The 19,790-nt window shown below is 51.2% G+C and carries 15 protein-coding genes, 6 tRNA genes and 1 pseudogene; 1 reads left to right on the top strand and 21 read right to left on the bottom strand.

Features of this window, described 5'->3' with window-relative positions:
* The 21 genes from BZG83_RS03490 to BZG83_RS03590 all read right to left on the bottom strand — a co-directional run bounded on the left by BZG83_RS03490 (position 1) and on the right by BZG83_RS03590 (position 18,784).
* Positions 1-1,047 carry a substrate-binding domain-containing protein gene (locus tag BZG83_RS03490; RefSeq protein ID WP_077479403.1) on the bottom strand — a complete coding sequence of 349 codons (1,047 nt, stop codon included), beginning with the start codon at positions 1,045-1,047 and terminating at the stop codon, positions 1-3.
* A 361-nt stretch (positions 1,048-1,408) separates the two neighbouring features.
* Positions 1,409-1,927, bottom strand: a complete 519-nt coding sequence (luxS, locus tag BZG83_RS03495; RefSeq protein ID WP_077479392.1) for an S-ribosylhomocysteine lyase — start codon at positions 1,925-1,927, stop codon at positions 1,409-1,411.
* A gap of 30 nt (positions 1,928-1,957) precedes the next feature.
* Positions 1,958-2,566: a transglycosylase SLT domain-containing protein gene (locus BZG83_RS03500; protein ID WP_443216367.1), complete on the bottom strand. Its 609-nt coding sequence runs from the start codon at positions 2,564-2,566 to the stop codon at positions 1,958-1,960.
* Between the two features lie 17 nt (positions 2,567-2,583).
* Positions 2,584-4,161 carry a glutamate--cysteine ligase gene (gene gshA, locus BZG83_RS03505; RefSeq protein WP_077479394.1) on the bottom strand — a complete coding sequence of 526 codons (1,578 nt, stop codon included), beginning with the start codon at positions 4,159-4,161 and terminating at the stop codon, positions 2,584-2,586.
* Between the two features lie 97 nt (positions 4,162-4,258).
* Positions 4,259-7,105 (bottom strand): M16 family metallopeptidase, encoded by a 2,847-nt coding sequence (locus BZG83_RS03510; protein ID WP_077479395.1) that lies wholly within the window; start codon positions 7,103-7,105, stop codon positions 4,259-4,261.
* 11 nt (positions 7,106-7,116) lie between these two features.
* Positions 7,117-7,539, bottom strand: a complete 423-nt coding sequence (locus BZG83_RS03515; RefSeq protein ID WP_077479396.1) for a YqaA family protein — start codon at positions 7,537-7,539, stop codon at positions 7,117-7,119.
* A gap of 64 nt (positions 7,540-7,603) precedes the next feature.
* Positions 7,604-8,560 (bottom strand): NADP-dependent oxidoreductase, encoded by a 957-nt coding sequence (locus tag BZG83_RS03520; protein WP_077479397.1) that lies wholly within the window; start codon positions 8,558-8,560, stop codon positions 7,604-7,606.
* Positions 8,561-8,729: 169 nt separating this feature from the next.
* The gene (locus BZG83_RS03525; RefSeq protein WP_069586871.1) at positions 8,730-9,860 is read right to left on the bottom strand and encodes a sodium ion-translocating decarboxylase subunit beta; all 1,131 of its coding nucleotides are present in this window, start codon (positions 9,858-9,860) and stop codon (positions 8,730-8,732) included.
* 9 nt (positions 9,861-9,869) lie between these two features.
* Entirely contained in the window at positions 9,870-11,654 is a 1,785-nt protein-coding gene (oadA, locus tag BZG83_RS03530; RefSeq protein ID WP_077479398.1) for a sodium-extruding oxaloacetate decarboxylase subunit alpha, read from the bottom strand.
* 32 nt (positions 11,655-11,686) lie between these two features.
* Positions 11,687-11,932 carry an OadG family protein gene (locus tag BZG83_RS03535; protein WP_077479399.1) on the bottom strand — a complete coding sequence of 82 codons (246 nt, stop codon included), beginning with the start codon at positions 11,930-11,932 and terminating at the stop codon, positions 11,687-11,689.
* A 532-nt stretch (positions 11,933-12,464) separates the two neighbouring features.
* Positions 12,465-12,541 (bottom strand) — tRNA-Arg (locus BZG83_RS03540).
* Between the two features lie 25 nt (positions 12,542-12,566).
* Positions 12,567-12,643, bottom strand: a tRNA-Arg gene (locus tag BZG83_RS03545).
* Positions 12,644-12,698: 55 nt separating this feature from the next.
* Positions 12,699-12,775: transfer RNA gene (locus BZG83_RS03550), tRNA-Arg, on the bottom strand.
* 32 nt (positions 12,776-12,807) lie between these two features.
* Positions 12,808-12,900 (bottom strand) — tRNA-Ser (locus BZG83_RS03555).
* A gap of 9 nt (positions 12,901-12,909) precedes the next feature.
* Positions 12,910-12,986, bottom strand: a tRNA-Arg gene (locus BZG83_RS03560).
* Between the two features lie 24 nt (positions 12,987-13,010).
* Positions 13,011-13,103: transfer RNA gene (locus tag BZG83_RS03565), tRNA-Ser, on the bottom strand.
* Between the two features lie 200 nt (positions 13,104-13,303).
* Positions 13,304-13,501, bottom strand: coding sequence for a carbon storage regulator CsrA (csrA, locus tag BZG83_RS03570; protein WP_069591103.1), 198 nt, complete (start codon positions 13,499-13,501; stop codon positions 13,304-13,306).
* A gap of 442 nt (positions 13,502-13,943) precedes the next feature.
* Entirely contained in the window at positions 13,944-16,526 is a 2,583-nt protein-coding gene (gene alaS, locus BZG83_RS03575) for an alanine--tRNA ligase (protein WP_077479400.1), read from the bottom strand.
* 146 nt (positions 16,527-16,672) lie between these two features.
* Positions 16,673-17,122 (bottom strand): regulatory protein RecX, encoded by a 450-nt coding sequence (locus BZG83_RS03580; RefSeq protein WP_232112028.1) that lies wholly within the window; start codon positions 17,120-17,122, stop codon positions 16,673-16,675.
* Positions 17,122-18,168 carry a recombinase RecA gene (recA, locus tag BZG83_RS03585; protein WP_077479401.1) on the bottom strand — a complete coding sequence of 349 codons (1,047 nt, stop codon included), beginning with the start codon at positions 18,166-18,168 and terminating at the stop codon, positions 17,122-17,124. Before recA ends, BZG83_RS03580 begins: the two co-directional genes overlap by 1 nt.
* 133 nt (positions 18,169-18,301) lie before the next feature.
* Complete coding sequence (locus BZG83_RS03590) at positions 18,302-18,784, bottom strand: CinA family protein (protein WP_077479402.1); 483 nt, start codon at positions 18,782-18,784, stop codon at positions 18,302-18,304.
* Positions 18,785-18,925: 141 nt separating this feature from the next.
* Between BZG83_RS03590 and BZG83_RS03595 the strand changes: the two are divergent.
* Positions 18,926-19,790: pseudogene (locus tag BZG83_RS03595) on the top strand (DNA mismatch repair protein MutS); the annotation flags it as partial.

Consider the following 19,790-nt stretch of genomic DNA (forward strand, 5'->3'; position numbering starts at 1 on the left):
TTAATCCGAGTATCTGAAAGCCTGCTTCTTAAGCGCATTAATACGCTCAGGACTGTCCTCTTTCGTGACAATTTCAAATCGGCCTGAGTATACCACGGGCACAGGCTGATCCTGCAGATCGCGTTTAATCGCCTCAGCCATTGCCACACCTGTGTCATCATTCATTCGCATCACAGTAACGTCTAGGTCGCCACGTTGTAGGGCGTCAAGCTCTGCTGAACCGCCCCCCCAGCCATTGATCACGACCTCATGCCGATTCAATTCTTCAAGCGCATCAATTGCACCAAAGGCCACGTCCGTAGCGCATGCGTAAATAAAATCGAGGGCTGAGTTATTGTTCAATATTGCTTTAGCCGCTTCATAGCCTGACGCTTGGTCACCTTTGGTGTAGTAAGCGGACAACAGGTGATTGTGACTGTGGTTATTCATCGCATCGATGAATGTATCGCCACGCGCATCACTGACATAGCCTTGAGAAAAATACAGCACCGAATAAGAGGCGCCTTGCGGATAACGGGTACTAAAATAGTCTGCTAACGCTAAGCTTCCTTCTTGGTGGTCAAAGCCAACATACAGAAACGGCTGATTGCCCTGCCACGACTTAACCGGTGTGGTGATATTTTGCAGGATCAGCTTGGTTTTGTTTTGCGACAATACATGGTTAATAAATTTACGATGGCGAACACTGTTGAGAGTAAAAATCAGGTAGTCTGCGCCATCACGAAGTGCTGCGAACAAGGAAGCACTTTGCTCGCGAATATCGTTGTTGGGCCGTGTGGTCACTTGCTCCAATTCATACGGGATATTCAGCGCTTGCAGCCGGCGTTCTAAAGCGAGGATATTGCGCTGCCAATAATCCGAAATCTGCTCTCCCGGCACGACGACTGAGATTTTAATCGTTTTAGGAGACGTCTTGAGCGGCTCCGGCTCTGCTTGCACTTGGCGATCAAGTTGCTCAGTCAGCGCATTTTGTTCAGGATGAAGGTCGAGGTATTCACTGTAAGACCAGTAATCATTAAGGGCAGCCAGCGCGCTAGGCGTCATCATCCAGATAATGACGCCACATATTGCACGAACAATATTGAGATGAGTGGGTTGCCACTTACTTAATTTCACGTTGGGTCTCACTACCTTATTACTTGCCAGATACCTATCAGCTTAGCGAATACCCGCACATYGCACAGCACCGAACTTCAGAAGCGTGCTTCATTAAGCAAAAAAGCTGCAATCGCGCATACCCCTTCACGTAATTTATCCAACAATTAAGACATTCGGGTTTTTATTCCCAATGGCGGTAGCTGGTGACATAGCAAAGAAAGAGGTCAATAGTATAAAAAACGCCACCGGACGGTGGCGCCTGAATGTCTACTTTTTCGTATTCAATGTCGTATCTATCTATGCAACGACCTTAATCCACACGTAAGGTTTGTAGCATCGACTCAGGTAGCGACAGATCATCGTTTTTATTCACGGTGATCCCAGCATCAATGATCGCACGTGCAATATCCTTCGCCTCAGAGAGAGAATGCATTGCATAGGTGCCGCATTGGTACTCATTCAGCTCTGGGATTTTATCTTGCGACGGTACCGTTAATACATCTTCCATCGCCGCTTCCCAAGCGCGTCCCACGTCGCTTTCTTTAGGTTCACCAATCAAGCTCATATAAAAGCCCGTCCGACATCCCATCGGGGAGATATCAATGATCTCAACATCCTTGCTATTTAAGTGCTTGCGCATAAAGCCTGCAAACAAGTGTTCCAGCGTATGGATGCCTTTTTCCGTCAAGATCTCTTCATTGGGTCGGCAAAAGCGCAGATCGAACACGGTGATCGTATCACCACCGGGCGTTTTCATCGTTTTAGCCACGCGCACTGCAGGTGCATTCATACGGGTATGGTCGACCGTAAAACTATCCAATAACGGCATTTTGCCCTCCTTTTAATTCATCACTGTGGCTTAGAAAGGCCACCAGCTCAGATTGTCCTCTAAACGTTGCCGACAGCCTTTAAGCTGCCAGCCATAGTCCTTGGCTTGCTGCTCTACTTTTCGCGCGACGCGTTTGAGTCCGGGTTTGCGCTCAAAAGAGCCGCGCTGAAAACCGCCGCGTCCTTCATGGTAAGCCAAATATTGTCGGTACACATCCCATTTAGACACACCGAGTTGACGATAGGTTTCGTTGGTGTACCAACCAATAAATTGCAATGCATCATCGAAGTTGGTGCGCGAGCCGCCATTACCGGTTGCCTTTTGATAGTCCGACCATGCTGGGTCTTGCGCTTGTGCATACCCATAGGCACTACTCACACGTCCCCAAGGCAAAATGCCTAGGACATAATCGCGAGGCGGCAAAGCATCATGGACAAACGCACTCTCTTGTTTCACGAAGGCCATCGCGACTTGGATGGGTGTTCCCCACGCCTTTTCCATCTCCACCGCCGCTTCAAACCAATCTGGATTCTGATCAAAAATCGCACATAGGTTATTTGGATTATCCGGCGGGGGCGTTGCACAGCTAGACAGCAATAATGCCGCCCCTAGTGCCGCGAAAATTCGCCTAAAACGCACCCAAGTCATCCTCCGATTTACCAGCTTTCTGCCATTGGCACATCTTTGAAATAGTCTTTCAAGAAGGCCTCAAAGCTGAGAGTGTCACTGGCTTCGACATCTTTTTGACGGGCGATACTGGCATCTGCTTCTTGCAAAAATTCCGCATCACTGTGGACACGATAGTCATCGCCTCTCAGCGCTGTCTTGTGCGCACTGGCTAACCCTAAGCCCACATTACCAATACCACCTTGGGCAATAATATCGGCAAGCAAGCGCCCAGAGAGGGTGAGTTCAGGGTTGTCAAAGCAAGCCATCATTTTATCGCAGACGGTTTCGTAGCGATTATCGCCCACCGCTCGGTCCATCACGACAGCCAATTGTTTGAGCTCAGCCATCACTTGCAAACCCCACTCCGCTTGTGAGCGCTGATGGCCGTTACATCCGGTGGTCAGCAATAAGCCTGGCTTGCGCCCCTCAATCACGATCTTGTTCCAGTTCTCGCGCCAGCAATTGAGCTCCGCATCCGTCATCGGGTCTGACGGTGAGAGCGCGCACCAACTTACAAAGAGATCTAAGAAATGGATTTGGTCTTGTTCAATACCAACCGGACTGTAAGGGTTAACATCTAGCGAGCGCACTTCAATGTACTCGACACCGGCACGATCTAGCGCTTCTGTGGGCTTTTCACCACTTTTCGCATTGCGTTTCGGACGGATAGGCGCATAGAGTTCATTCTCTATCTGCAAGACATTGGTATTGAGCTGGCGATAGCTGTCACCATCACGGATCCCAAGTTTGGCAAACTCGTGAGAAGGGGTGCGAATCGCACTGCGCAGCCCTTCCAAATATTGCTCAAGGGTATTAAAGCCGATTCTTAGCTCGGCTTGTGCGTTGTTGGTATAGCCTAAATCACTGAGACGCAATGAGGTTGCATACGGCAAATAACAGGTGCCTGAGGGCAAATGCTCAAACGGCAACCGGGTCTGTGCATGCTTAATAAAAGTGCCACACAAGGCAGGTGACGCACCAAACAAGTACGGGATCATCCAACCGTGACGGTAGTAGTTACGGATAAGATCAAAATAGCCTTGCGTGACTTGGGCTTGCGTCACGGACTCCGTGTGGTAGAGATGCTGCCAAAACGTCTCTGGGAGGGAGATATTAAAATGCACCCCAGAGATCACTTGCATCACACTGCCATAGCGATGTTTGAGCCCTTGGCGATAAAGTGTTTTCATCCGCCCGATATTCGAGCTGCCATATTGTGCCAAGGTAATATCGTCTTCAGAGGCGACCACACATGGCATGGACATGGGCCATAGCTGCTCGTCACCCATTTGCTTGTAAGTAAAACGGTGAATGTCTTGCAGCTCATCGAGCATTCCGTTGACCGATGTATTGACGGGCGTAATAAATTCCAACAAAGACTCCGCAAAGTCCGTAGTGATCCATCGATGCGTTAGCGCTGAGCCAAGTGCATCTGGATGCGGCGTCTGTGCCAAGTGCCCGGTTGGCGTGATCCGTAAGGCTTCACGCTCCAGTCCTCGGCCAATCCCCTTTAATGCTTCTGGGTTTTGCGCCAAACGCGCTAACCGCTGGGTGAAATCAGTCAAAACGTTTCTCTTACCTTTGTGCTGCGTGACGGGTTAGGATAAACAAGCTATCACTCAAAAGCCATCACGCAGCGACATGTGTTTACTCGAAGCGGCGTTAGCGATACTCAAGCGTAAGCGGATTCACCGGCAAACCAAGCGCTTTCAGCTCTGGCGCAAGCTGTTCGGCATCTCCGACAACGATGATTTGATAGTCATTCGGATTAAACCAACGTCTCGCTGCCTGATTTAAGCGTTCAAGATCAATTGTCTGAATGATCGCTTGCTGCTCATCGCGGTAGTTGTCGGGCAAGCCAAATTCCTCAACATGGGCAATTAAACCTGCCTTTTCCCACGGGGTTTCATAGCTCAGCGCATCTCGTTGCCCGCTCGATTGGCGCAGGTAAGCGAGCTCTTGCGGTGTGAAACCATTTTCCGCCGCATTGGCCATTTCCTGCCAAAGCTGGTTGATTGCATCAACCGTCGCGTCCGCACGGACATCAGCATCAAACTCAATGGTGCCGAGTTGACGCCCACTGTACACACCGCCACCGGCGCCATAGGTATAGCCTTTATCTTGGCGCAGGTTCTGATTAATACGTGAGTTGAAGTTGCCGCCAAGGTTAAAGTTGGCCAGGCGTGTGATAAACATCTCGCCGGTCGCATCATAAGGCATACCGTGGCGCACCATACGGATACTGGTTTGCGGCGCTTTCGGTTTATCTACAAGCCAAATTTGTGGCTGTTTTTCATCCCGAGGAACCGCGCGGGCGATTTGAGGCTGCGAACGAGGCGCCTCTTGCCACGGTGTTATTTGGTTCGCCAACGTCACGGCTTGATCGCGTGACACATCCCCCACGACCACGAGCTGGCTGCCTTTCAATACATAGTGTTGGCGATAAAACGCACGTACATCATCGATGGTCAGTGCCTCAATATCTTCCATTACGCCACCTCGTGGTGACCGGAATACCGCGTCTTGGAACAAGAGCTCTCGAGTAGCTTGGTCTGCAAGCCAGCTGGCATCATCGGCACGCGAAGCCATCCCTTCCAGCAGTTGCGCTTTTACCCGCGTGAAGTCTTGCTCGGAGAAGGTAGGCGCACTTAACGCTTTGTGAACGAGTTGCAGGGTTTCACCTACATGTTTTTTCAGCGCAGTAATCGTGATATAGGTTTCATGCTCATCGGCTTCAATACTCGCCTGACTCCCCAATTGCTTCAAAGCTTGGGTTAACTCCGCCGCGGTCATCCCCGCCCCACCTTCGGTGACCATTTGGGCAGTAAGGTTGGCGAGACCACGCTTGTCATTCGGCTCCATTAAGGTACCGGCAGGCAAGGTCATATATAGGGTAACCGTCGGCGTTTCGCGACTCTCCGTCCCAGCGAGATGAATGCCATTATCGAGGTCCGCACGATAAATCTTCGGCACGTTCACCGTCACACTACCGGACGCTGGAGGCACTTGGGTGCGATCGATATTTTCCGGCGTACGACGGGGGGGCAGCTTCTCTTGTGAAGGCGCGACGCTTTGCGCGTAGTCGGGGCGCTGATACACAAAGTTAGCTGGCTTCGCCACCAAATCCGTACGCTCGTAAGGCACGACACTCAGATACACGGCAGGCTTACCTTTCAGCCAGCGGTGGAAACTTTCCATCACGTTTTCAGGGGTCACCGCCTCAAGACGCGCTAAACGTGCTTCTAAGCGATTGGCATCACCAAATAAACTGAAGTCACTGGCCAACTGCTCGACTTTACCGTCCACACTTTGCAGCGCGAAAATGTCATCCGCTTCAGCCATGGTTTTGATGCGAGCAATACTTGCCTTCGATACCCCTTGTTGTTCAAAGGTCGTAAGCGCGTCCATCAACAGGGTTTCAACCTCAGCCAATGATTGCTGCTGGCTACCTACACCATAGAGCTCAAACGTACAAGCAAGCTCACCGCAACGGTGAGAAGCGCCCGCGCTCAACAGCTTACCTGATTGCACCAATGACTGATAAAGCAGGCTATCACGATCTTGTCCAAGCACGCTGGCAAGCACACTCAAGCGGGTACTGGCATTTGTGTCTGGCGTACCGGTTGGAAAGGTAATGACCAATACGGGTTGGGAGATTTGGTCTTCCAAGGTGACATAGCGGTCCGCCTCAAGCGTGACGGGTTGTGGTTCAGGGTCAGCCACTTCTGGGCCAGCAGGAATATCACCGAAGTACTTGTTCACCCAAGCCAGCGTTTGTTGTACATCAATATCTCCACCGATGGTCAAAGTGGCATTGTTTGGTCCGTACCAGCGTAGGAAAAATTGTTTCAAATCCCCCACATCGACGCGATCAAGATCCTCAACATAGCCAATCACAGGCCAAGAATAGGGGTGTCCTTCAGGATAAAGCGCTTGATTAATGGTTTCATTAACACGGCCATAGGGCGCATTATCGATGCGATAAGCGCGTTCGTTTTTCACAGTATCACGCTGCACTTCAAATTTACGTTGTGAGACAGCTTCTAGCAAAAAGCCCATTCGGTCCGACTCAAGCCATAGCACGCGCTCTAACTCATTGGCGGGAACGGTTTGATAGTACTGAGTGGTATCGCGATCGGTCGAGCCATTGTTATACCCCCCTACTTCTTTGATCCGTTTTCCATGATCATCCACATGCTTGGAGCCTTCGAACATCATGTGTTCAAAGAAGTGTGCAAAGCCCGATTTACCCGGTTCTTCACGGGATGAACCGACGTGATAACGCATATCGACTTTCACCRAAGGATCGGAGTGGTCTTGATGCAACAGAACGGTCAGCCCGTTATCGAGACGAAACTCTTGATAAGGTACCTGTGCGCTGCCCTCAGGTGGCGACACGGTTTTGATCCAAGTAATACCTTCAGGGGTTGGCGTGGCTTGTGGGCCAAGTAACTGACACCCTGTCAGTGAGGCAAGAACAAAAAACGAGACAAGCAATAAACGTTGCATATGATAATTTCCTACCCGGCTACCCAATGATATGACAAGACAAGAATAAGGTAGCGCGCTGTTTTTGCAGAAAAAATAACTAGCCAGCACCAAGACTGGCGTAAACGTAGCCACCCGGCGACGACACATAAGGGATCGCCAATGGCGGGCACCCAACTTAACAATAATGCGGCATAACCGTATCGCTTTAACCACGCCTGCGCGTGGCGATCCCAGCGCCGCTTGGGTTGATAGTCAGGTAACCAACGACCAATCGCATAGTTGGTCATACCGCCTAGCGTATTGCCCACACTGGCAATAGCAATAATGACGCTTTCGGGGTAGCTATGGTGATGAAGTAAATACACCATATTGGCTTCAGAGCCACCCGGGAGCAAGGTGGCACTGAGAAAGCTGGTTGCAAACAACATAACCAGCGATGACCAATCGCCCATTCGACCGCAGACTCCCCTATTGGTTCAGGCGTTTAGGCCCTGAATGACCACTCTTTTTATCCATTTATGCAGACGGCATTTCGAGGACGCGTTTACCACGCGTATGACCGTCTTCAAGGGCAATATGTGCTTGTGCAGCCTCCGCTAACGGATACACAGCCGCAATATCAATCCGTAAATCACCTTGGTCAAGCATGTCGAGTAGGCGCTGAGTTTGCCATGTATTGGGCTCCACCAGCATCCCCGTGGCTTTCAAGCCCCGCTCGGCCGCTGCTGAGGTGATCATATCGCGGGTATTGGTCGGCACGGTCACCACACGACCGCCAGTGCGCAAACTGGCGAGCGCATCAATCCCAGTTTCTCCCCCAACCAGATCAATCAGCACATCAAATTCACCATGAGCGGTTGCCCAATGGGTTTGGTGATAATCAACCGGTTTTGCATCAAGCTGACGCAAGAAATCATGATTAGACGGCGACGCGGTCGCGTAAACATTCGCCCCGGTTCGAACCGCTAATTGCACCGCCAAGTGACCCACGCCACCGGCACCGGCCAAGATCAGTACTTTTTCGTCTACCCGTAATTGCGCGTGCTCGAGCGCTTGCCATGCGGTAAGGCCTGCTAGTGGTAAGGCAGCGGCGTCCACCATAGGCACACTCGGTGGAACGGTCGAGAGTAATCCTGCGTCAGCTACTACGTACTGGCTATAACCGCCACCATCAGTGGGAAAGCCAATCATACCGGCAACGCGGTCGCCCACATCAAACTTGCTTTCGTTAGTGCCATTAGCCACCACAACACCCGCAACATCATATCCCGGCACCCAAGGCAATTTGTCTTGGTTATGCTCTGCGGCCCAGCCGTGGCCTGCACGCGTTTTTGCGTCAATCGGATTCACACCTGCCGCTTTTACCTGAATCAGCACTTGTTCTTCAGACGGAGACGGAATGGGACGATTAACGGCGGTTAACACCTCAGGTCCTCCAAATTGGGGGATCGCAAGAGATATATTGTTCGACATAAAGACTCCTTTCGCATGCCGTTGCACGGTTGAGTCACCTGACTCATCGCTTCATAGCAACGCACTGCGTAATCGCAAAGCGTAAACCTCTAGTCTTAACAAAAACGGCGATAGACACAATGCCTACCTCCGTTTTCTTTCGCCTTTTCTCGTCACAAGGCAGGGCGCGTTATCCGACCAGCGCCAACAAGATACCCGCTGCCACCGCGGAGCCCAACACACCAGCCACATTGGGCCCCATGGCATGCATTAACAAGAAGTTGTGTGGGTTGGCATCTAAACCAACTTTGTTGACAACCCTTGCCGCCATGGGCACTGCCGACACGCCTGCTGCGCCAATCAGCGGATTGATCGGATCGCGGCTAAAGCGGTTAAGCAGCTTTGCCATAAGCACGCCGGCGCCAGTCCCAATACTGAATGCCACAGCACCGAGCACCAAAATGCCTAACGTCTCAAACTGAAGAAACTTATCCGCTTCTAATTTAGAGCCCACCGCCAAGCCAAGGAAAATGGTGACAATGTTAATCAGCTCATTTTGCGCGGTGCCGGATAAACGGTCGACAACCCCACATTCTCGCATCAAGTTCCCGAGGCAGAACATGCCGACCAGCGGTGTTGCCGACGGCAAGAACAAGATGGTCATCATTAATACCGCCAGCGGAAACAGCACTTTCTCAGTTTTCGACACATGGCGTAACTGCTTCATCTCGATTTGACGCTCTTTTTCCGAGGTAAACAGCTTCATGATCGGAGGCTGAATAATCGGCACAAGCGCCATGTAACTGTAGGCGGCGACTGCAATGGCACCGAGCAAATCCGGCGACAGTTTGCTGGCGAGGAAGATTGCTGTCGGCCCATCCGCACCACCAATAATGGCAATCGAGGCGGCATCCTTGAGCGTAAATGCCATCCCGGGAACCAAGTTGAGCAAAATGGCACCAAACAAGGTAGCAAAAATGCCGAACTGTGCCGCCGCACCCAATAGTAGCGTGCGCGGATTGGCAATCAGCGCGCCAAAATCGGTCATCGCGCCAACACCCATAAAAATCAATAGCGGGAAGACGCCCGTATCGATGCCGACATGATAGACGTAATAGAGCAAGCCGCCCGGCTCGTTAAATCCGGCATTAGGAATGTTCGCCAGTATCGCCCCGAACCCGATGGGCAAAAGTAACAAAGGTTCAAACCCACGGCGAATGGCCAAAAAGAGCAACAAGCAACCGACGGCGATCATCACAAGCTGAGGCCATTGGAAATTCGCCAAGCCCGTTTCTGACCACAAGATCATTAATCCTTCCATGTTGCCCTCTTACCCTAAGTGCAATAGCGGCATACCCACGGTCACCGCATCGCCTTCTTTTACTTGGACATCCTGAACTGTGCCTGCTTGCGCCGCTCGGACCTCGGTCTCCATTTTCATCGCTTCGAGCACAATCAATACATCCCCTTCTTGCACGTGCTCACCCGGCGATACCATCACTTTGAAGATGTTACCCGCCAAAGGAGCAGTGACGGGTTCGCCTTGTGGTTGAACGGCGCTAGGTTGAGGGGCTGATACCACTGGCGACGCGCTGGGCTGAATGTCCCCTAACGCGCCATCTGGACCTACATCTACGTTAAAGACTTGCCCATTCACACGCACGCTATAGGTTTCAATCTCGCCGCCTGACGTCGGCTTGGTGGCCACAGAGGCAGGCTCTGCTTCACCGGTTGGTGCAGGTTCAAAGGCATCGGGGTTACCGCGATTTTGTAAGAACTTCCATCCCACTTGCGGAAATAACGCGTAGGTTAAGACATCATCGATTTTGTCGTCTGCCAAAGGTACGTTTTCGGCGTCGGCTTTTTCAATCAGAGCCTGCGTGAGCGCATCCAGCTCAGGCGCTAATTTATCTGCAGGGCGGCAAGTAATCGGCGCTTCACCATCCAGCACTTGGGCTTGCAGCTTCGCATTGACTGGTGCGGGCGCTTTTCCATATTCGCCTTTAAGTAGCGCCGCCGTTTCTTTGGTAATGCTCTTATAACGCTCGCCAGTCAGAACATTAATCACTGCTTGCGAGCCGACAATTTGGGAGGTGGGCGTGACCAATGGAATATAACCAAGATCTTCACGTACACGCGGGATCTCATCGAGTACCTCATCCAAGCGGTCGGCCGCTCCTTGCTCTTTAAGCTGGCCTTCCATATTGGTGAGCATGCCGCCCGGCACTTGCGCGATCAGAATACGTGAGTCGACGCCCTTGAGCTGCCCTTCAAACTGCGCATACTTTTTCCGGACCGTTCTAAAATAGGCAGCCACAGATTCCAGCTTATTGAGGTCAAGCTGCGTATCACGCTCTGTGTTCTCCAGCATCGCCACCACGGTTTCCGTTGGCGTATGGCCATAGGTCTGGCTCATCGACGAAATCGCGGTATCTAACACATCGAGTCCTGCTTCAACGGCTTTAATGGCCGTTGCAGTTGATAAGCCAGTCGTGGCGTGACAGTGCAGCGATAAAGGGATATCACACGCCGATTTGATGCGGCTCACCAGCTCATAGGCTTCATAGGGTTTTAGCAAGCCAGACATGTCTTTAATACACAGTGAATGACACCCTAAATCTTCCAATTGCTTGGCAAGATCTGTCCATGTGTCCAAGGTATGAACAGGGCTTGTGGTATACGAGATCGTTCCTTGTGCATGTGCCCCGACTTCTACCGCGGCACCGACCGCCGCTTTGAAATTGCGCACATCATTCATGGCATCAAAAATACGGAACACATCCATCCCGTTGGCATGCGCACGTTCGACAAATTTATGCACCACGTCATCGGCATAGTGGCGATATCCCAGCAAATTTTGCCCACGTAACAACATCTGCATTGGCGTGTTCGGCATCGCCTTTTTCAGCTCGCGCAAGCGCACCCAAGGATCTTCCCCCAAGTAGCGAATACACGCGTCAAAGGTCGCCCCACCCCATGTTTCGAGTGACCAAAAACCTATTTGATCAAGCTCGGCGGCAATCGGCAACATATCGTCCAAACGCAGGCGCGTGGCAAACAACGACTGATGGGCGTCACGAAGCACCACATCGGTAATAGCTAACGGCGTAGACATAACAAACTCCTTTTTTATATGTGCCTTACCACTCAACGCTGGCGTTGGCGATATTGCTGAACAGCGACAGTAATCGCAGCAATCACATCCGGGGATGTTCCCGGCTGAGCTTTAACGGGGGTAGACGTGACAGACGATGCTGGCGTAGGCGGGGTAGGATCGCCAAAGCGAGCTAGCTGACGTACCAGAAAAATCAGAATTGAAAGAAATACGAACACCACTGACATGCCGGTGAGCATGAGCATCAGTGCCTGTTCTAAAAGCGGGCCCAGTTCCATGGTTATCGTCCTTGTCACCTATTCCCCTTTAACGATGATTTGATTCCTCACAGGGTTTAAAGGGGTATTTAATCGTTTGCGGTCAAAATACTAACTATTTGCACAAATGACAATCGATGTGTTGCGTTTTTGTTACCTTACAACGCACGCCATCACCGCGCCAGACGCGATAACCTTAATTTGACGCTTACGTAAAGGTAAATATATAGATTGCGCATTTAACGGTGAGTACTGAGGGTCTATCAGAATTGCGAGCTTGTCTATGCAAGGGCTTCGATGCGGGAATCAAAATGATTGTGCGAATTTTGGAAAAAACCTTTTTCTTCTCCACAGCCAATCGCTTTTAGCGTCTGATAAAAGGAGAAAGCGTTAATGAACGCATCACAAGGATTGACCAGTAGGAAGGTCACATGAGCGAGAAAAACAGACTGAACGGTCGGTATTTACAACAACGATCGATGAGAGAATAACGCGAACTGCGAAGTGGTGACGAGCAATAAGGAGAGATGGATTTGGGACTAAAGCAAAGAAATGGCGCGTCCGGGAGGATTCGAACCTCCGACCGCCTGGTTCGTAGCCAGGTACTCTATCCAGCTGAGCTACGGACGCGCTGACGGATTTGCATGATTGAAGATGGCGCGCTCGGGAGGATTCGAACCTCCGACCGCCTGGTTCGTAGCCAGGTACTCTATCCAGCTGAGCTACGAGCGCGTGTCGACAATCGGTTCATCCTGAACATCGTTTGCAAGTCTTCCGTGAAGGATGATGGCGCGTCCGGGAGGATTCGAACCTCCGACCGCCTGGTTCGTAGCCAGGTACTCTATCCAGCTGAGCTACGGACGCACATCAGTTTTACAWGGCAGGCTTGTAAGTCATGGCGGTGAGGGAGGGATTCGAACCCTCGATACGGCTACAAACCGTATACTCCCTTAGCAGGGGAGCGCCTTCAGCCACTCGGCCACCTCACCACAAGTAAATGGCGCGTCCGGGAGGATTCGAACCTCCGACCGCCTGGTTCGTAGCCAGGTACTCTATCCAGCTGAGCTACGGACGCACATCTATCTTGCTTGCAGCAACATGGCGGTGAGGGAGGGATTCGAACCCTCGATACGGCTACAAACCGTATACTCCCTTAGCAGGGGAGCGCCTTCAGCCACTCGGCCACCTCACCGTCGCTGCGGGGGCACATATTACTTTGAGCCACAAATATGTCAAACACTTTTCGGGCAAAAATCGCTTAGCCCCAAACAAATGGACAATTATCACCCAAAGGTCGGCTTTTTTGTTGGTTTATTGGTCGTTTAGACGTAGTTATGCTGCAACTTTCTGACATAAAAAAGGCCGACCTAGGTCGACCTTTTCTGCACTCAATTAGTAGTCGTTCTGACCACCGGCTGGGGTGCCTTTCTCTGCTTGTATACGCATGTAAATTTCTTCACGGTGTACAGAGACTTCTTTTGGTGCGTTCACACCGATGCGAACTTGGTTACCTTTCACACCCAAGACGGTGACGGTGACTTCATCACCAATCATCAAAGTTTCGCCAACACGGCGAGTCAAAATCAGCATTCTTCTACTCCTTGAGTATCAATCTTTTACTTATTCAATCAGTGTCTGAGCCAGATAACCCGCCTGCGTTCCGGCCCGCTATCTGTGATCGTATGACCATTTCCCTGCTCGTGATGCTAATGCGACGGTTAAATAAACGCCGCAACACACACTATGGCTGAATTATCAGGCCATATCCAGAAAAGGGCAGAGAAATTTACTGTTTTATCATCATGCCGTTAGCGATGTTAGCGCTTGACCTGAGATAACAGTGTAAGAGAAATCTGTGTTGCACTGGTTGGCAAGGACGTAAAACCTAAGCCATATCACGTCTTCTCGCCAGCGCATGCCTAAGGCGTTGCACTATACAGAATCAAAAAAAAAGTGCAATTATTAATCTAGATCACAAAAAAGGGCCGACTATGGCGACCCTCTTGACTTTAACACTTAGCTGTGATCTCGATTAGAGGCGCTCTGCCAGCCATGCATCGACAGATTGAATCGCTTGCGGTAATGCAGCCACATCACTGCCGCCCGCTTGCGCCATATCTGGGCGACCACCACCTTTGCCGCCGACTTGTTGCGCGACAAGGTTGACTAACTCACCGGCTTTAACTTTGCCAGTCAGATCTTTGGTCACACCGGCAATCAGACCGACTTTACCATCGGCAACGTTACCGAGCAGAACAATCCCGCTACCCATCTGGTTTTTCAAGTCGTCAACCATGCTACGCAGCGCTTTGTTATCTGCGCCATCGAGCTGGCTCACAAGCACTTTAACACCGTTAAGTTCTCGGACTTGATTGATAAGCCCGGCACTCTCTTGCGCCGCCAGTTTTTGCTTAAGCTGCTGAATTTGCTTCTCAAGCGCCTTGGCTTTGCCGTGTGCATCGTCAAGCTTGGCTTCATAGTCAGCTTGTTGCTGATACACATGCTCAATCGCATCTTGTCCGGTGATCGCTTCAATGCGGCGTATACCCGCAGCAATGCCACCCTCAGAGGTGATCTTAAACAGGCCAATATCACCGGTACGGTTTGCGTGCGTCCCGCCACATAGCTCGATGGAGAAGTCACCCATGGTCAGCACGCGTACTTTGTCATCGTACTTTTCGCCAAACAGAGCCATCGCCCCTTTTTGTTTGGCCGCATCGATATCCATCACATCAGTTTGCACGCTGTGGTTGGCGCGGATTTGCTCATTGACGATTCGCTCAACCGCTTTTAATTCGTCGTGACTGACCGCTTCTAGGTGCGAGAAGTCAAAACGCAATCCGTCTGGGCGAACCAACGAGCCTTTCTGTGCCACATGCTCACCTAAGACTTGACGCAGGGCTGCGTGAAGTAAGTGAGTGGCAGAGTGGTTAAGTGCAATAGCTTGACGACGCGCGGCATCAACCTGCGCCTTCGCTGTGCTACCGACAAGCAGTTGCCCTTCTACTATACTGCCGTAGTGCGCAATGGCCTGACCAACTTTTTGCGTATCTGTCACTGCAAAGCGGCCTTGCTCGGTAATCAGCACACCAGCGTCACCACATTGACCACCCGCTTCGGCATAGAAAGGGGTATGGTCGAGAATCACAACCGCATGATCACCCGATGCGAGCGTCTCAACAGAGGCACCATCGACAAAAATCTCGGTAATGCTTCCTTCGCCCTCTGTGCCAGTGTAACCGCAGAAGTCTGAACCATGCTCCACTTTGATGGCTTGGTTGTAATCAGTACCGAACTGACCCGCTTCGCGCGCACGCTGGCGCTGTGCTTCCATCGCCGCTTCAAACCCGTCTTCATCGATGCGATAGCCACGCTCACGGGCAACATCGTTGGTTAAATCAGCCGGGAAGCCATAGGTATCGTAAAGCTTAAAGACGGTTTCGCCGTCTAGCACATCCCCTTGCACTTTATCCAAGGCTTCTTCCAGCATGACCATGCCACGCTCAAGGGTGCGACCGAAGTTTTCTTCTTCGATTTTAAGTACTTTTTCGACCATGGTTTGCTGCTCACGCAGCGCTTCACCAGCCGTGCCCATAATCGCCGCCAAGGGGCCAACGAGCTTGTAGAAGAAGGCACCTTTTGCGCCCAGTTTGTTACCGTGGCGCACCGCACGACGAATGATGCGACGCAACACGTAACCGCGGCCTTCATTAGATGGCATCACGCCATCAACAATCAGATACGCGCACGAACGGATGTGGTCTGCCACCACTCGCAGCGATTGGTTACCCAAATCATCGACACCAATGTTGTCAGCCACTTGTTTGATCAGTTGCTGGAACACATCAATTTCGTAGTTGGAATGAACGTTTTGCTTGATGGCCGCAATACGCTCGATACCCATACCAGTATCAACCGATGGCTTCGGCAAGTTTTCCATGGTGCCGTCAGCTTGACGGTTAAACTGCATGAAAACGATATTCCAGATCTCGATAAAACGGTCACCGTCTTCTTCTGGAGAGCCCGGAGGTCCACCCCAAATATGGTCGCCATGATCGTAGAAAATTTCAGAGCATGGGCCGCAAGGTCCAGTGTCACCCATTTGCCAGAAGTTGTCTGACTCGTAAGGTTTACCGCCCTCTTTATCACCAATGCGCACGATACGATCAGCCGGTACACCGATAGTGTTGTGCCAGATATCGAAAGCTTCATCGTCGGTTTTATAAACGGTAACTAATAGCTTTTCAGTCGGCAGGCCAATCGTTTCGGTCAGAAATTCCCACGCGTACTGAATCGCGTCTTGCTTGAAGTAATCGCCGAAGCTGAAATTACCTAGCATTTCAAAGAAGGTGTGATGACGTGCTGTGAAGCCGACATTTTCTAAGTCGTTGTGCTTACCGCCCGCTCGTACACAACGCTGCGCAGAGGTGGCGCGTGAGTAGTCACGTTTTTCGATCCCTAAAAAGGTATCTTTAAACTGGTTCATACCTGCGTTGGTGAACAAAAGCGTTGGATCATTGGCAGGCACGAGCGATGAGCTGGGCACAATCTGATGCCCTTTGCTTTCAAAGAACTTGAGAAACGCGGTGCGGATCTCATCAGTGCTCATATACATTGGCTAATCCTGATAATCGAGTGTTGCGTTAGCAACCGGTCGTGGTAATGACGCGATGGTAACATAATTTTATTTGCGCCATTGTAAACAACCGATCGCGTACGGAAAAGAGACAGTGCAGGATTCAGCGATAATTGATGAGGAATTTAGTCGTTGGAGAGCGCGTATTGGATTTGATCGAAGTTAAAGCCCCGTGATTGCAAAAAGCGCATCCGCTTGGCTTTGAGTTTTTGATCCGCCGGTGGGATCACACCATCAATATCGGCATATTTGCGCTGTGCAGTTTCTTTCGCCAAGGCAAACCAATCAATTTCAGCCGCTTGTTCTGCTTGAGAAAGTAACTCGCTATCGACCCCTTTACGCTTGGCATCTTGGCAGATGCGCAACCAGCCATGTTGTTTGCTGACCCCTTGGCGTAATAGGCTCGCCGCAAAACGGGCATCATCTAACCAACCACGCTCTAAGCAGGTTGCCAGGGTGCTTTCAATCGTTTCGCTATCAAAGTCACGCTGCTCAAGCTTTTGACGCAACTCTTGTACAGAATGATCGCGGCGGGCTAATAAGCCCACCGCAATCTCTTGGCACGATGACGACATTACAAATCGTCTTCTGTTTCTGCCTGCGCGTCAGCCTCTACCACTTCGTTATTCAATGCGGTTTGCAACAGCATTTCACGCAATGTGGTATCGAGCTCTTTCGCAATATGTGGATTTTCTTTGAGGTACTTACAGGCGTTAGCTTTACCTTGGCCAATTTTATCGCCTTTGTAGCTGTACCACGCACCCGCTTTCTCGACCAGCTTGTGCTTGACCCCAAGATCAATCAACTCGCCATGCAGGTTAATGCCTTGGCCATAAAGAATTTGGAATTCAGCTTGCTTAAAGGGCGCCGCGACTTTGTTTTTCACCACTTTCACACGGGTGTCGTTACCGACCACTTCGTCGCCTTCTTTGATCGCACCAATACGACGAATATCCAAGCGCACCGATGCATAGAATTTCAGTGCGTTACCACCCGTGGTGGTTTCGGGGTTACCGAACATCACACCAATCTTCATCCGGATTTGGTTGATGAATACCATCAAGGTGTTGCTGTTTTTGATGTTAGCGGTCAACTTACGCATCGCTTGTGACAGCATGCGTGCCTGAAGGCCCATGTGAGAATCACCCATCTCACCTTCAATTTCCGCTTTTGGTGTCAACGCCGCTACCGAGTCAATCACGATCATATCGACAGCACCGGAGCGGGTCAGTGCATCAGCAATTTCTAGCGCTTGCTCACCKGTRTCTGGCTGWGASACCAAAAGGTTATCRATRTCGACACCYARCTTRCGGGCGTAAACAGGGTCTAGTGCRTGCTCAGCRTCGATAAASGCACAGGTTTTKCCCATTTTTTGTGCTTCGGCAATCGCTTSTAGMGTCAGSGTYGTTTTACCCGATGATTCCGGACCATAAATTTCAACAATACGGCCAAATGGCAATCCCCCCGCCCCTAGCGCAATATCCAGAGACAATGAGCCGGTCGATACGGTTTCGATGTCCATGGTACGGTCATCGCCAAGGCGCATAATAGAGCCTTTACCAAATTGCTTTTCGATTTGTCCAAGCGCAGCGGCAAGCGCCTTTTCTTTGTTATCGTCCATTTCAGTCTCCAAGAAATAAAACTCAATCTATGCGACGAGAAAGCTGTCGTTAATGCGGTCAAGTATACTGTCCATTTATACAGTGTCTAGAGCTGATCAGAAAAAATCTGATGTGTCCCACAACCCAAACTCGTTACTGTAGCCGATTTAAAACATGACCAAGTGCGTGCGCAATGGTTTGCTCGCGCACTTGACGGCGGTGGCCATCAAAGTGACAGACTTCGGTCTCGGTTTCATCCTCTCGCCATGCCCACGCAAACCAGACGGTGCCGACTGGTTTTTCTTCACTCCCTCCTGATGGCCCGGCCACGCCGCTAACGGCAATCGCAACATCTGCGTTTGCACGCTCACGCGCGCCCTCAGCCATTGCCGTCACCACAGGTTCACTCACTGCGCCATACTGCTCGAGCGCCATATCAGGTACCTTCACCAAACGCTGCTTCGCGTCATTGCTGTAAGTCACGAAGGCTTGATGGAACCATTGTGAACTACCCGCAACATCCGTCAGGCAATAGGCGATTCCCCCACCCGTGCATGACTCAGCGGTGGTGATGGTCAATTGTGCATCAGCCAGTACATCACCTAGCTGCTTTGCCAGTGAATATAAGTGGTCCACGCGTTTCTCCTTTTTCATGGCACCGAAATCCACATGACGTGGCTTTACCCTGTGCCCCGACATCACGTATTCTAAGCGGCCTTAACGTTCCATTTTGCAGGTCTAGTCGTGACAGTACAAGCGCTCGAAAAACACACGCCCATGATGCAACAGTATCTCAAGTTAAAAGCTCAGCACCCTGAGGAGCTGCTCTTTTACCGTATGGGAGATTTTTACGAACTCTTTTACGACGACGCTAAACGCGCCTCACAATTGYTTGATATCTCACTGACCAAGCGCGGTAGCTCAAATGGCGAGCCCATCCCAATGGCAGGCGTGCCTTACCATGCGGTAGAAGGATACCTTGCCAAGCTTGTCCAATTGGGCGAACCCGTTGCCATTTGCGAGCAAATTGGCGATCCGGCCACCAGCAAAGGCCCTGTCGAGCGCCAAGTTGTGCGTATTGTCACACCCGGAACCGTCTCTGATGAGGCATTACTGAGCGAGCGAGTGGATAATTTGGTGGCCGCCATCATCGGCGATGATACTGGCTTTGGCTTTGCCACCTTAGATATTACGTCTGGCCGTTTTGTGTTGAGTGAACCACAAACGCTAGAACAAATGCAGGCAGAGCTGCAGCGTACCCAACCGGCCGAACTGCTCTATCCTGAGGATTTTGCCCACCCCGACCTGCTTTCGGTAAGCAAAGGCGCCCGCCGTCGCCCGATTTGGGAGTTTGACCTCGATACGGCACGTAGTCAGTTGACCGCCCAATTTGGCACCCGAGATCTGATTGGTTTTGGGGTGGAAGACTGTGCGCGCGGGCTCAGTGCTGCAGGCTGTTTGTTGCAATACGCCAAAGATACCCAGCGCACTGCCCTGCCTCATATTCGGGCGATCATCAAAGAACAACAAGACAACGCAGTGGTGCTAGATGCTGCGACACGCCGCAATCTCGAGATCACCCAAAACCTTGCTGGCGGCCATGATAATACCTTGGCCGACGTGCTGGATCGTACCACCACCC

Source organism: Salinivibrio sp. PR919, assembly GCF_001995355.1.
GTDB lineage: Bacteria > Pseudomonadota > Gammaproteobacteria > Enterobacterales > Vibrionaceae > Salinivibrio > Salinivibrio proteolyticus.